Source organism: Enterobacter sp. 301B, assembly GCF_003850715.1.
In the GTDB taxonomy this organism is placed as follows: domain Bacteria; phylum Pseudomonadota; class Gammaproteobacteria; order Enterobacterales; family Enterobacteriaceae; genus Enterobacter; species Enterobacter intestinihominis.
This window is the reverse complement of record NZ_PQTC01000003.1, coordinates 94245-107125: the sequence shown is the minus strand read 5'-3', so window position 1 is coordinate 107125 and position 12881 is coordinate 94245. Positions and strand designations below refer to the sequence as shown.

Here is a 12881-nt window from a genome sequence, read left to right as displayed (position 1 = left end):
CTATTTCTCCATCTTTCCAACCGCTTGCACATACTTAATCAGTTCGCTGTGGTTGGAAAGATTCAGCTTTTTCATCGCATTGTGCTTCTGCGTCGCAATGGTACTGACCGAACGGTTTCGATGACGGGCAATCTCCGTCGTTGAAAATCCTTCCACGATAAGATGGAGCACCTCCCACTCTCTGGCCGAGAGGATGGAGCGCGCCCGGGAACCGGACCGCATTACCCGCCTGAGCCACGAAGAGATCGACGGTGTTTGCCCGTCCGCCATGAGCAACGCGGGTAATTCCTTTTTCAGTTCAGTCAATTCATCCTGCTGACTGATGGTTAATTCAAATTTCATCTCCAGAACTTTTTTTAACAGCCCGTAAGGCAGCTCGGGCACCAACAGAACACGCCTGACGTGATGGGTTTTACATAAAGATGTAAAACGGCTGCTGACCTCCGCACTCCACTCTTTATGATTAAGCAGATAATTAAATTCAGTGAAGAAAACATCCACGTTATTATCCGCGACCGCCGCCAGCGCCTGTTCAGTGGAATCGACCTGAGTAATGTTCAGTACGTAATCGGGTAAAAGATCATGGAGCGCCCGGAATATTATCTCTTTAAATATATTTATTTTGTAAAACACCATTACCCTTACGATACGTTCAGTATTATTCATGTCTTTTCTAAATTCTCGTGACCGGAGGAAAATGATAATAGTTTATGTACTCACCACTCACAACCTCTTCGCGCCAGGATTTTATCCTTCTCAGGCTTAAAAATCTGAACAAGGACATTAAATTTATAGAAAAAATTCTATTTTATTCTGCACGCCGTTTCCTCTTGCAGATAAAGCCTTGTCGATAACCCTGCCGCGATCACAATTTTTCTTTCAGGAATAGCAGTAAACCACTGAAAAAACGGTGGATAAACCCCATCAATCAACCTTCTGATGCTTATTAACCGCCCATTCACAGAATAAAAATCTGGCATGAATATTATTAGAAGATTAAAACAATTGCATATACCATTAAAACCATTTTTCAATTTTATCTTCCTCTAATAATTGGCATCGGCTTTACTCGACGGTTTGTATTGGCTTACATTGATGCCATCGCATCGCGTTATTTAAAAAGTGCTCGCCATTCTTTTAATAAGAGAGTGCGAACCGCCATTTTCTCTTATATGGACTGTTTACTCAGCGAAAGGAGAATGCCAATGCAAAATAAAAAAACAATTCACGTTGCCGTTGTTGACAGCTGCGAATTCACGATGATTGGCCTGCAATCGCTCGGAAAGCGTGAGCCTGATGAAAAACACGACGTTATTTTCCATGGGTTTACCCATATCGAAGAACTTGCTATGAGTGAACAACTCTTTGATATCATCATTTATGATCCGTTGAATACGCGTCATTTCCGGGTGACGACGAATGACGACATTCTCTGTATTAAACAGAAACAAGTGACGGCGAAGATCTATATCTATTCGTTATCCGCTGGCTATTTGAAATTCAAACATGTTGATGGAGTAATCAGCAAAAGAGTCTCCCTGGGGGATATCAAAGCGCTGTGGCAAATACTGATGAGCCAGACGCCGCAAGAGTCTGGTCGTTACAACGTAGGCATGACTACCCGCTTACGCACCCCGGCGAGGCTGTCCAGCGAGGAGGCCAGCGTATTGCGCGGCTATTCCTGTAATCTCAAAACCAAGCAAATCGCCCGTCAGCTGGGGTGTAACGTCAGGCTGGTTTACTTTTATAAAAACAACGCCATGAACAAGCTTAAGGCCGTGCGTGGCCCCTCGTTTTACCAGAGCATTCGCTGGATCCTGAATTAAGAATTTGACCGTGTGTCGTTTGCCTTTTGTTCCCGTGTCCGCGGGAACCTTTTTTTCATTTCCTGAAGGCTGTTCCATGTATACCGTTCTTCCCTCTCCCCTGTTGCAACGTATCTCAGGGCTGCGATTCCAGCCGCTTGTCGATCTTCATTCGGGCCAGATGTTCGCGCATGAAGTTCTCGTGGAGATCCATAACGTCAATCTGGAGATATTGTTTGCTTCTCTGCCTTCCCGCAGCACACTGCAAATCTTCTTCTGGCAGGCCAACACCCTGTTACAGATACCCGCCCGGGACGCTTACTGGCTAAACCTTCCGGCAGAACACCTTCTCGACGAACGCGCTATCCGGTTGTTGCTGGCGTTACGCCATCAGCAGCGGTTAACGATTGAAATTCAGGATCCTCTCACCATCACACGGCTGAGCGAGGCTGAGCAACATCGTCTTCATGCCATGCTTGTTCGGTTAAAAGAGGCGGGATGGCAAATCTGGCTGGACGATTTAACCCGGGAGTTGGCTGAGGCGTTCGCGCGGCTTGCGCTGCCGCTGGATGGGGTAAAAATTGACCGTTCAGCGCTGCGCGAGCGCGCGCCGCTTGCCCCGTTTGTGCAGGAGGTCAGGGCAGGTATCGCGCAATCAATTCTTATCGAAGGCATCGAGAATTCGCGGGATCTGGCGCGCGCCCGCACGTCTGGCGCACAGTCTGGCCAGGGTTTTCTGTGGCCCGAAAGCCGCACCGATGCCCGCGTAACGCTGTGAGGGCCAGCTTACCGTGGCCTACCAGCCCGGCACCGCACCGCCGTTAAAAAGGGTCTCTGCCGCTTTCGCCACTTCCGGCGACTGATAGGACTGGATAAATTCCTTCACGTTTTCGGCGTCTTTGTTGTCTTCACGCGTGACCACTATATTCACGTAAGGCGAGTTTTTGTCCTCAATAAAGACGCTGTCATGTACCGGAGACAGCCCCGTTTGCTGAAGATAGGTGGTACTGATGATGGCCACATCCACTTTCGGATCGTCCAGCACGCGCGGCAGCTGCGCCCCTTCCAGCTCCATAATCTGTAAGTTTTTTGGGATTCGCGGTAATATCCAGCGCCGTTGGCAGCAGGCCAACATCTGGTTTAAGGGTAATCAGCTTCTCTTTTTGCAGCAGCAACAGCGCGCGGCCGAGGTTGGTGGGATCGTTTGGAATCGCAATGGTTGCGCCATCCTTCAGCTCCGACACCGATTTAATCTTTCGGGAGTAACCCGCCATCGGGAAGACGAAGGTATTGGCCACGGCGACCAGCGTGTAATTGTGCGCCTTGTTATCTTGTGCAAGGAACGGGCGATGCTGGAAGACGTTGGCGTCCAGTTCGCCCTGGTTGGTGGCATCGTTGGGTAGCAGCGAGCCACTAAAGCCCACCAGCTCAACATCCAGACCGTATTTCTCTTTTGCCACCTTTTTGGCGACTTCCGCCACGTCCTGCTCAGCGCCATTAATCACGCCGACTTTAATGTGTTTGGCATCATTGCCGCCTTGATCGCAACCTGCCAGCAGCAGGGCCGCGAGCACCAGAGCACTCAACTGAAATTTCACGAGACAGTTCCTTTCGACAGTGGTTTTGAAGACTATATCGACAACGAGACGGCAGGCTAAAAAACGAAAAGGAATCAGTAAGACGGTTAAGTTATATGCGGCCTGTTGCCGGGTGGCGCTGCGCTTACCCGGCCTACGTAACGGGCGAAGTGTAGGCCCGGTAAGCGTAGCGCCACCGGGCGATGGGCATCAGGCTACGGTAGTCCAGGCGCAAGCAGAACCGCTAACCTCACGCCTGCCGACGCAGCGGCGCTTCGCGCAAAAACCACGACAGCACAAACGCCAGCACCATAATCCCCGCCGCCAGCATAAACACCGCATGGATAGCCGAGCCGAACGCATCCAGATAGTCCAGACGCAGGGCATCAGGCAGATGGTGAATGGCAACGGGATTAAGTTCGCGCGGCAGTTCCGCCCCTTCCGGCAGCCTGTCGATCAGCCCTGATTGCAGAATATGGGTGAACACCGCGCCAAACAGCGCAACGCCAATCGCCCCGCCAATGGAACGGAACAGCGTCACCCCAGAGGTCGCTACGCCGTATTGATCGGCTGACACGCTGTTCTGCACCGCCAGCACCAGCACCTGCATCACCAGTCCCAGCCCCATGCCCAGCACGCCGGTAAACAGGTACAGCTGCCAGGTTGGGGAGGTGATTGAAATGCGCGTCAGTAACACCATCCCCACCACGCCGAGCAGCGTGCCGAGGATCGGGAACAGACGGTATTTCCCGGTGCGGCTGATGATGCGCCCGCTGATGATGGAGGTGAGCAACAGCCCGCCCATCAGGGGGATCAGCTGCAAGCCGGCCTGCGTTGGCGTGGCGTCTTTCACCACCTGTAAATAGAGCGGCAGGAACGTTACCGAGCCAAACAGGGACATGCCGATGATAAAGCCAATCAGGCTACAGAGCAGGAAGCTGCGGTCGCGGAAGAGCGACAGCGGAATAATTGGCTCCCACGCCAGCCGCTCTTCGTAGATAAACCCGGCGATCCCCGTCAGGCCGAAGGCCAGAATGCACCACAGCTGCGGGTCGTTCCATTGGCGGATCGTACCGCCCTCGGTGGTAAACAGAATGATGCACAGCAGCGCCATGCTGAGGTAAATCGCCCCCAGGTAATCAATCTCATGCTTGCTGCGCCGCGCGCTGCCGTGGAATACCGCGCCAATCACCAGCAGCGCAAACAGCCCCAGCGGCAGGTTGATGTAGAAAATCCAGCGCCAGGATGCATGCTGAACGATAAACCCGCCGATCAGCGGGCCTATCACCGTCGCCAGGCCAAACACGCCGCCAAACAGCCCCTGATAGCGACCCCGATCGGCAGGCGGGATCACGTCCGCCACGGCGGCCATGCTGATCACCATCAGGCCGCCGCCCCCCAGCCCTTGCAGGGCGCGCATCAGCACCAGCTGGGTCATGTTCTGCGCCAGGCCACACAGCGCAGAGCCCACCAGGAAAAGCACTATTGCGATTTGCAGGACGATTTTACGGCCAAACAGATCGCCGAATTTGCCATACAGCGGCACCACGATGGTCGAACTGAGGATATAGGCTGTCACCACCCAGGAGAGCTTATCCAGCCCGCCCAGCTCGCCGACGATGGTCGGCAGCGCGGTGGAGACAATGGTCTGATCCAGCGCCGAGAGCAGCATCACCAGCAGGAGTGCGCTGAACAGCAGCTTAATCGACGGCGCCTTTTTCGCAGGTTGAGTCATTACGTCAGACTCCATAAGAGATCGCTTGAAATTAATTAATCGAATAATTAATATTCAGGTAAGTTATGGATAAGATCAAGAGACAGCGTGACCGTGCCAGCACTAAAAGACAATTCTGAACCCCGCCGTCCCGGACGTCCGCGCGGCGGCAAGCGCGTTACCGCCAGCCGCGAACAGCTGCTGGACATCGCCCTGAACCTCTTCTCCCGCCAGGGGATCGCCAATACGTCGTTGAACGCTATTGCCCGCGAAGCCGGCGTGACGCCCGCCATGCTGCACTACTACTTCAACTCCAGAGAACAGTTGCTGGATGCGATGATTGAGGAGCGCTTCCTGCCGTTACGCGAGCGGATCGGGGCGATTTTCGCCGACAACCGGGATTCGCCGGTGCATGCCCTGACGGAAATGGTCAGGGTGCTGGCCGAACTGGCGGAAAAGTATCGCTGGTTTGCCCCGCTGTGGATGCAGGAGGTGATCGGCGAGATGCCGGTACTGCGTACGCATTTGCAGGAGCGCTTTGGCGATGAGAAATATCACACCACGCTGGCAACCATCAAAGGCTGGCAGCAGGAAGGAAAGCTGAATCCGGCGCTGGCCCCCGAACTGCTGTTCACGACGCTGCTGAGCCTGGTGCTGGTGCCTTTCTCTCGCATGCGCAATGACGAGAGGCTTAATGCCCTCTCGCCGGAGATCGTTGTGCGCCACGTGTTAGCCGTGATCGGCAACGGGATCGGTGGTTAAAGATCCCTGGTCAGATAGTGTCTCTGCATTCCCTGATAAGGGTAATCCTGCAAGGACATCTGCACCTGATAACCCTGTTTTTCATAGAACGGACGCGCCTGGAAGCTGACCGTATCCACCAGCGCGTGACGACACCCTTTACGACGGGCCTCCTCTTCAGCCGTTTTGATCAGCTGGCTGCCGACGCCCGTTCCCCTCACCCTGTCGCTGACCCACAGAAAGTCGATATTCAGCCAGTCGCCTTTACGTACGCCGATTAACCCGCCCAGCATGACGCCGTTGTCGTCCCGCACATATACGCCAATATCGCCACTAAACGTCGCCAGATCTAAATACTGCGCGTTATAGGCTCTTAGCCCCGTTAATAATTCTTCTTTTTCTTCAGCCGTGACTTTATCTGTAATGCTCAGGTGCATAAATCTCTCCTTATTTTCAGCGCAATCTGAATATCTCACAGCTTAACCTTCATAAAAACTCCTTATTTCCTCCATTGTTTAAACAAGGAAATATTCATTCAGTATGTAAATAAAAAAAACCTTTCCAATAGGCTCCGAAAACGTATAATGAGAACGATCATTCTCACTTTTTACGGTAGCCGACGATGAGCACAAAGCTGGAAGAACGACAAAAACTACGGCAGGACGAAATCATCACCGCCGCGCGCCGCTGCTTTCGCGCCAGTGGATTTCACGCTGCCAGCATGTCGCAGATCGCCAGCGAAGCCAGGCTCAGCGTCGGACAAATCTATCGCTATTTCAGTAACAAAGACGCGATCATTGAAGAGATGATCCGGCGCATTATCGACTCACGTATTGAGGAGATGCAGGGCAAAACCCTGGTTGAAGGGATGCCGCAGGCGCTTGCCTGGCGCCAGACGCTTAACGAAGATGATGACGCGCTAATGCTCGAAATGTCCGCAGAGGCCACACGTAATCCGCTGGTGGCAAACATGCTGATCGAAGCCGAAGCCCGCATGTTCGCCAACGCCTGTGAGCACCTGAAAAAGCAGTTCCCCCACCTGAGCGATGAGCATATTCGCTGCTGCGTGGAGATTACCGCCGTGATGATCGAAGGCACGATTTACCGTCGACTCACGCCTTTAAAAGTACCGTCAGAACAATTAGAGCCCATATACCAGAATATTTTAAATATGCTTTTCTCTGCGAAGTAATCGCATGTGAATAATTAGCGGAAATAAGTAATTTCCCTTTTTTCATTTCTGGCTCTGCCGGAGATGCGGGATCGCTGTGCTTTTAATTAGCCCTCCTCCCTGTTAAGCGATTAACAGGGCAGGCTTCGTTCACCCTGGAAAAAGATTATGAAAACCATAACAACCTCCATCGCAGCATTACTCCTCCTGACAGGGTGCGATAATGCGCAAACATCTGCTCCCCAGCGTCCTCTTCCGGAAGTGGGGATTGTCACACTCATGAGCCAGCCGGTGTCCGTGGTCAGCGAGCTGACCGGCCGCACCGCCGCCGCGATGAGCGCCGAAGTGCGCCCTCAGGTGGGCGGCATTATTCAGAAACGGCTCTTCACCGAAGGCGATACGGTCAAGGCCGGGCAGGCGCTGTATCAGATCGATCCTTCCAGCTACCGCGCCGCTTATGATGAAGCTGCCGCCGCACTGAAACAGGCGCAGGCGCTGGTGCAGGCCGACTGCCAGAAAGCCCGGCGCTATGCGCAGCTGGTTAAGGATGACGGCGTATCACGTCAGGATGCGGAAGACGCGAAGTCCACCTGCGCGCAGGACAAGGCCAGCGTCGAGTCAAAGAAAGCCGCGCTGGAAAGTGCCCGCATTAACCTCAACTGGACCACCGTCACCGCGCCGATTGCCGGACGTATCGGCATCTCCTCTGTGACCCCCGGCGCGCTGGTGACCGCCCAGCAGGATACCGCGCTGGCCACTATTCGCGGGCTGGACAGTATGTACGTCGATTTAACCCGTTCCAGCGCCGATCTGCTGCGATTACGCAAGCAAACCCTCGCCAGCAACAGCGATACGCTGAACGTGTCGTTGATCCTCGAAGACGGCAGCAGCTACAGCGAAAAAGGCCATCTGGCGTTAACCGAAGTGGCGGTGGATGAGTCTACCGGCTCAGTCACCCTGCGCGCCGTCTTCCCGAACCCGCAGCATCAGCTTCTGCCGGGCATGTTCGTCCGCGCCCGAGTGGATGAAGGCATCATGAATGACGCGATCCTCGCGCCGCAGCAGGGCATCACCCGCGACGCCAAAGGTACCGCCACCGCGCTGGTGGTGAACGCCAGCAACAAGGTCGAGCAGCGTCAGCTGGAGACGGGCGACACCTACGGCGATAAATGGCTGGTGCTGAATGGCCTGAAGGCGGGCGATAAGCTGATTGTGGAAGGCACCGACAAAGTCACCGCCGGGCAGGAAGTGAAAGCTGAAGAGATGAAAACCAACGGAGGAAACGCCTGATGTTTTCCCGTTTCTTCGTGCGTCGCCCGGTCTTTGCCTGGGTTATCGCCATTCTCATCATGCTCGCCGGGATACTGGCGATCCGCACGCTGCCCGTTGCGCAGTACCCGGACGTTGCCCCGCCGTCGATCAAAATATCCGCCACCTACACCGGCGCCTCCGCACAAACGCTGGAGAACAGCGTGACGCAGGTGATCGAGCAGCAGCTCACCGGGCTGGATAACCTGCTCTACTTCACCTCCACCAGCAGCTCGGACGGTTCGGTGAGCATCAACGTCACGTTTGAACAGGGAACCGATCCGGACACCGCTCAGGTACAGGTGCAGAACAAAGTCCAGCAGGCGGAATCACGCCTGCCGACCGAGGTGCAGCAGTCCGGGATCACCGTCGAAAAATCCCAGAGCAACTTCCTGCTGATCATGGGCGTATATGATAAAACCGACACCGCCAGCAGCTCGGATATCGCCGACTGGCTGGTGAGTAATATGCAGGATCCGCTGGCGCGCGTGGATGGCGTCGGCAGCCTGCAGGTGTTCGGTGCAGAATACGCGATGCGCATCTGGCTCGACCCGGCTAAGCTGGCGTCGTACTCGCTGATGCCCTCCGACGTGCAGAGCGCGATTGAAGCGCAGAACGTGCAGGTCTCCGCCGGTAAAATCGGTGCGCTGCCCTCGTCGAACGCCCAACAGCTGACCGCCACCGTTCGCGCTCAGTCGCGTCTGCAAACGGTCGATGAGTTCAAAAAAATCATCGTCAAGAGCGAGTCCAACGGTGCGGTGGTGCGCATCAGCGACGTCGCGCGCGTGGAGATGGGCAGCGAAGACTACACCGCCACCGCGAAGCTGAACGGCCACCCGGCGGCGGGTATGGCGGTGATGCTCTCGCCGGGCGCCAACGCGCTTAACACCGCCACGGCGGTAAAAGACAAGATCGCCGAGTTCAAAAAGTCGATGCCGGAAGGCTACGACGTGGCCTACCCGAAAGACAGCACCGAGTTCATCAAGATCTCCGTTGAGGACGTGATTCAGACCCTGTTCGAAGCCATTATCCTCGTGGTGGTGGTGATGTACCTGTTCCTGCAAAACATCCGCGCGACGCTGATCCCGGCGCTGGCGGTGCCGGTGGTGCTGCTGGGCACCTTCGGCGTGCTGGCGCTGTTCGGTTACTCCATCAACACCCTGACGCTGTTTGCCATGGTGCTGGCGATAGGACTTTTGGTGGATGACGCCATCGTGGTGGTGGAAAACGTCGAGCGTATTATGCGCGACGAAGGGCTGCCCGCCCGGGAAGCGACCGAAAAATCGATGGGCGAAATTTCCGGCGCGCTGATCGCCATTGCGCTGGTGCTCTCTGCGGTATTCCTGCCGATGGCCTTCTTCGGCGGCTCTACCGGGGTCATTTACCGTCAGTTCTCGGTCACCATTATTTCGGCGATGTTCCTCTCCGTAGTGGTGGCGCTGACCCTGACGCCCGCGCTGTGCGGCTCGATCCTGAATCACACCGCTCCGCACAAAAAGGGCTTCTTCGGCGCGTTTAACCGCTTCTACAGTAAGACCGAGCACGGCTATCAGAATAAGGTTCTGCGCGCCCTGCGCCGTTCCGGCGGCATGCTGGTGATCTTCGCCCTGCTCTGCGGCGCGATGGGGTTCGCCATGCTGAAACTGCCGGGCAGCTTCCTGCCAACCGAAGACCAGGGTGAAATCATGGTGCAGTACACCCTCCCTGCCGGCGCAACCGCAGTGCGTACCGCAGAGGTAAGCCGCCAGGTACGCGAGTGGTTCCTCACCAAAGAGAAAGCCAATACCGACGTGATCTTTACCGTTGAAGGCTTCAGCTTCAGCGGCAGCGGCCAGAACGCCGGGATGGCGTTCGTCTCCCTGAAAAACTGGTCAGAGCGTAAAGGCGAGGAAAACACTGCGCAGGCCATTGCCCTGCGCGCCACGCAGGAGCTGAGCGCCATCCGCGATGCCACCATCTTTGCGATGACACCGCCGGCAGTGGACGGTCTGGGCCAGAGCAACGGCTTTACCTTTGAGCTGATGGCGAGCGGCGGCACCGACCGCGACGCGCTGCTGAAACTGCGTAACCAGCTGATTGGCGAAGCGAATCAGGACAGCTCGCTGCACGCCGTGCGCGCCAACGATCTGCCGCAGATGCCGCAGCTTCAGGTGGATATCGATAACAACAAAGCCGTGTCGCTGGGGCTCTCCCTGAGCGACGTCACCGACACCCTGTCCAGCGCCTGGGGCGGCACCTACGTGAACGACTTCATTGACCGTGGCCGCGTGAAAAAGGTCTACATCCAGGGCGACAGCGACTATCGCGCGGTACCGTCGGATCTCAACAAATGGTATGTGCGCGGCAGCGACAGCACTATGACCCCATTCTCCGCCTTCGCCACCACCCGCTGGGAGTATGGCCCGGAAAGCCTGGTGCGCTACAACGGCTCGGCGGCGTATGAAATTCAGGGCGAGAACGCCAGCGGCGCCAGCTCCGGTACGGCGATGAGCAAAATGGAGCAGCTGGCGAATAACCTGCCGTCCGGCAGCACCTGGGCGTGGAGCGGTTTGTCGTTGCAGGAAAAACTGGCGAGCGGTCAGGCGATGAGCCTTTATGCCCTCTCCATCCTCGTGGTGTTCCTGTGCCTGGCGGCACTGTATGAGAGCTGGTCGGTGCCCATTTCGGTCATCCTCGTGATCCCGCTTGGGGTGCTGGGCGCGGCCATTGCCGCCTCCCTGCGCGGCCTGAGCAACGATGTCTATTTCCAGGTGGCGCTGCTGACCACCATCGGTCTGTCGTCGAAGAACGCCATTCTGATTGTCGAGTTTGCCGAAGCCAAAGTGGCCGAAGGCTACTCCCTGACGCGCGCCGCCCTGCGGGCCGCCCAGACGCGTCTGCGTCCGATCATCATGACCTCGCTGGCGTTTATCGCAGGCGTGACGCCGCTGGCGATTGCCACCGGCGCGGGGGCCAACAGCCGCGTGGCGATCGGCACCGGCATTATCGGCGGGACGCTGGCCGCGACGCTGCTGGCGATCTTCTTCGTTCCTTTATTCTTTGTACTGGTGAAACGTCTGTTCTCCGGTAAGCACGCAAACCGGAGGTCATAATGTTTCGTGTAACTGTTTTAGCGTTAGCACTGCTGAGCGCAGGCTGTGTGTCATTAGATCCCACGTATCAGCGCCCGGACGCACCCGTTCCGGCCACACTGCCCGGCGCGCACGGCGAAGCCAGCGCCGTGGTGAGCCAGTGGCAGCAGGTGATGAATGATGCGCGGCTGAAAAGCGTGGTGACGATGGCGCTCAACAGCAACCGCGACGTGCAAAAAGCGATTGCGGATATCGACGCCGCCCGTGCCCAGTATGGCGAAACGCGCTCGTCCCTGTTCCCGACGGTGGACGCGGAACTGAGCCACACCCGCAGCCGCACGCTGGCGAGCGGCGTCGCGACGAGCGACGAAGCCAACGGCACGGTCTCCAGCTTCGAACTGGATCTGTTTGGCCGCAACCAGAGCCTGTCGCGCGCCGCGCGTGAAACCTGGCTTGCCAGCGAGTTCACCGCGCAGAACACGCGCCTGACGATGGTCAGCGAGCTGACCACGGCCTGGGTGACGCTGGCGGCGGATAACAGCAATCTGGCGCTGGCGAAATCCACCCTGGAGAGCGCCGCGAACTCGCTCAAAATCGTCAAACGTCAGCAGGAAGTAGGTGTGGCAGCGGCCACGGACGTCAGTGAAGCGATGGCGGTTTACCAGCAGGCGCGCGCCAGCGTGGCGAGCTACCAGACGCTGGTGATGCAGGACAAAAACGCCCTTAACCTGCTGGCGGGCGATACGGTGCCCGAGAACCTGCTGCCCGGCACGCTGGAGAGCCTGAGCGATAACGCCATCACGCTGATCCCGGCGGGCGTCAGCTCCAGCGCGCTGCTGCGTCGCCCGGACATTCAGGAGGCGGAACATAACCTGCTGAGCGCTAACGCCAACATCGGCGCGGCACGCGCCAACTTCTTCCCGACCATTTCACTGACCGCCAGCGCGGGCGTCGGCAGCGATTCGCTGTCATCCCTGTTCAGCCACGGCATGAAGGTCTGGTCGTTCGCGCCGTCCATCACCCTGCCGCTGTTTAGCGGGGGCAACAATATGGCGCAGCTGCGCTATGCGGAAGCGGAGAAAAAAGGGTTAATTGCGACCTATGAGAAAACCATCCAGAGCGCGTTTAAGGACGTGGCCGACGCGCTGGCGCGGCGCGAAACGTTGAGCGAACAGCTTGATGCCCAGCGTGAATACGTGGCGGCGGAGCAAAAAACGCTGGATGTGGCGACGCGCAGTTACAAGGCTGGCGCGGGCGATTATCTGACGGTGCTCACCGCGCAGCGATCGCTGTGGTCGGCACAGGAATCACTGATTGCCTTGCAGCAAACCGACCTGGAAAACCGCATCACGCTGTGGCAATCGCTGGGTGGAGGGGTTCAGTAACGGCCTGAGAGGGCGATTCTCATACCAGGTGAAAAGTAAATTCATACTTTCGGCTGGAATCGCCTGCCTGAATGTAACGATACATTTCAGAGAAAGCCTGTGACTTTAC

10 protein-coding genes and 1 pseudogene are annotated in these 12881 nt (G+C 56.6%); 7 read left to right on the top strand and 4 right to left on the bottom strand.

Features of this window, described 5'->3' with window-relative positions; translation table 11 throughout:
- Window positions 1-636: a LuxR C-terminal-related transcriptional regulator gene (locus C3451_RS04720; RefSeq protein ID WP_032622107.1), complete on the bottom strand. Its 636-nt coding sequence runs from the start codon at window positions 634-636 to the stop codon at window positions 1-3.
- Between the two features lie 569 nt (window positions 637-1205).
- Here C3451_RS04720 and C3451_RS04715 point away from each other — a divergent pair.
- Both C3451_RS04715 and C3451_RS04710 read left to right on the top strand, forming a co-directional pair.
- Window positions 1206-1826 carry a LuxR C-terminal-related transcriptional regulator gene (locus C3451_RS04715; RefSeq protein ID WP_015570093.1) on the top strand — a complete coding sequence of 207 codons (621 nt, stop codon included), beginning with the start codon at window positions 1206-1208 and terminating at the stop codon, window positions 1824-1826.
- A 76-nt stretch (window positions 1827-1902) separates the two neighbouring features.
- A complete protein-coding gene (locus C3451_RS04710) occupies window positions 1903-2583 on the top strand; it encodes an EAL domain-containing protein (protein WP_045621001.1) in 681 nt (226 codons plus the stop codon).
- Window positions 2584-2601: 18 nt separating this feature from the next.
- Here C3451_RS04710 and nlpA read toward each other — a convergent pair.
- Window positions 2602-3403 (bottom strand): annotated as a pseudogene (gene nlpA / locus C3451_RS04705) (lipoprotein NlpA).
- 229 nt (window positions 3404-3632) lie between these two features.
- Window positions 3633-5117 carry an MDR family MFS transporter gene (locus C3451_RS04700; RefSeq protein WP_223862221.1) on the bottom strand — a complete coding sequence of 495 codons (1485 nt, stop codon included), beginning with the start codon at window positions 5115-5117 and terminating at the stop codon, window positions 3633-3635.
- Between the two features lie 93 nt (window positions 5118-5210).
- Between C3451_RS04700 and C3451_RS04695 the strand changes: the two genes are divergently transcribed.
- Window positions 5211-5858 carry a TetR/AcrR family transcriptional regulator gene (locus C3451_RS04695; protein ID WP_045621037.1) on the top strand — a complete coding sequence of 216 codons (648 nt, stop codon included), beginning with the start codon at window positions 5211-5213 and terminating at the stop codon, window positions 5856-5858.
- On the opposite strand, the gene C3451_RS04690 is transcribed toward C3451_RS04695, so the two are convergent.
- Complete coding sequence (locus C3451_RS04690; RefSeq protein ID WP_022646571.1) at window positions 5855-6274, bottom strand: GNAT family N-acetyltransferase; 420 nt, start codon at window positions 6272-6274, stop codon at window positions 5855-5857. The genes C3451_RS04695 and C3451_RS04690 overlap by 4 nt on opposite strands.
- 185 nt (window positions 6275-6459) lie before the next feature.
- Here C3451_RS04690 and C3451_RS04685 point away from each other — a divergent pair, with 185 nt between their 5' ends.
- The 4 genes from C3451_RS04685 (at window position 6460) to C3451_RS04670 (ending at window position 12772) form a co-directional block, all read left to right on the top strand.
- The gene (locus tag C3451_RS04685; RefSeq protein ID WP_022646570.1) at window positions 6460-7029 is read left to right on the top strand and encodes a TetR/AcrR family transcriptional regulator; all 570 of its coding nucleotides are present in this window, start codon (window positions 6460-6462) and stop codon (window positions 7027-7029) included.
- 147 nt (window positions 7030-7176) lie between these two features.
- Window positions 7177-8298: an efflux RND transporter periplasmic adaptor subunit gene (locus C3451_RS04680; protein WP_038414997.1), complete on the top strand. Its 1122-nt coding sequence runs from the start codon at window positions 7177-7179 to the stop codon at window positions 8296-8298.
- Window positions 8298-11408 carry an efflux RND transporter permease subunit gene (locus C3451_RS04675; RefSeq protein ID WP_038414996.1) on the top strand — a complete coding sequence of 1037 codons (3111 nt, stop codon included), beginning with the start codon at window positions 8298-8300 and terminating at the stop codon, window positions 11406-11408. Before C3451_RS04680 ends, C3451_RS04675 begins: the two co-directional genes overlap by 1 nt.
- Window positions 11408-12772, top strand: a complete 1365-nt coding sequence (locus tag C3451_RS04670) for a TolC family protein (RefSeq protein ID WP_022646568.1) — start codon at window positions 11408-11410, stop codon at window positions 12770-12772. Before C3451_RS04675 ends, C3451_RS04670 begins: the two co-directional genes overlap by 1 nt.
- The last annotated feature ends 109 nt before the right edge of the window (window positions 12773-12881 follow it).

Bases quoted from the DNA above. Each gene is read 5' to 3' on its own strand.
- C3451_RS04720 (WP_032622107.1), bottom strand. From the start codon at position 636: ATGGTGTTTTACAAAATAAATATATTTAAAGAGATAATATTCCGGGCG.
- C3451_RS04715 (WP_015570093.1), top strand. From the start codon at position 1,206: ATGCAAAATAAAAAAACAATTCACGTTGCCGTTGTTGACAGCTGCGAA.
- C3451_RS04710 (WP_045621001.1), top strand. From the start codon at position 1,903: ATGTATACCGTTCTTCCCTCTCCCCTGTTGCAACGTATCTCAGGGCTG.
- C3451_RS04700 (WP_223862221.1), bottom strand. From the start codon at position 5,117: ATGACTCAACCTGCGAAAAAGGCGCCGTCGATTAAGCTGCTGTTCAGC.
- C3451_RS04690 (WP_022646571.1), bottom strand. From the start codon at position 6,274: ATGCACCTGAGCATTACAGATAAAGTCACGGCTGAAGAAAAAGAAGAA.
- C3451_RS04685 (WP_022646570.1), top strand. From the start codon at position 6,460: ATGAGCACAAAGCTGGAAGAACGACAAAAACTACGGCAGGACGAAATC.
- C3451_RS04680 (WP_038414997.1), top strand. From the start codon at position 7,177: ATGAAAACCATAACAACCTCCATCGCAGCATTACTCCTCCTGACAGGG.
- C3451_RS04675 (WP_038414996.1), top strand. From the start codon at position 8,298: ATGTTTTCCCGTTTCTTCGTGCGTCGCCCGGTCTTTGCCTGGGTTATC.
- C3451_RS04670 (WP_022646568.1), top strand. From the start codon at position 11,408: ATGTTTCGTGTAACTGTTTTAGCGTTAGCACTGCTGAGCGCAGGCTGT.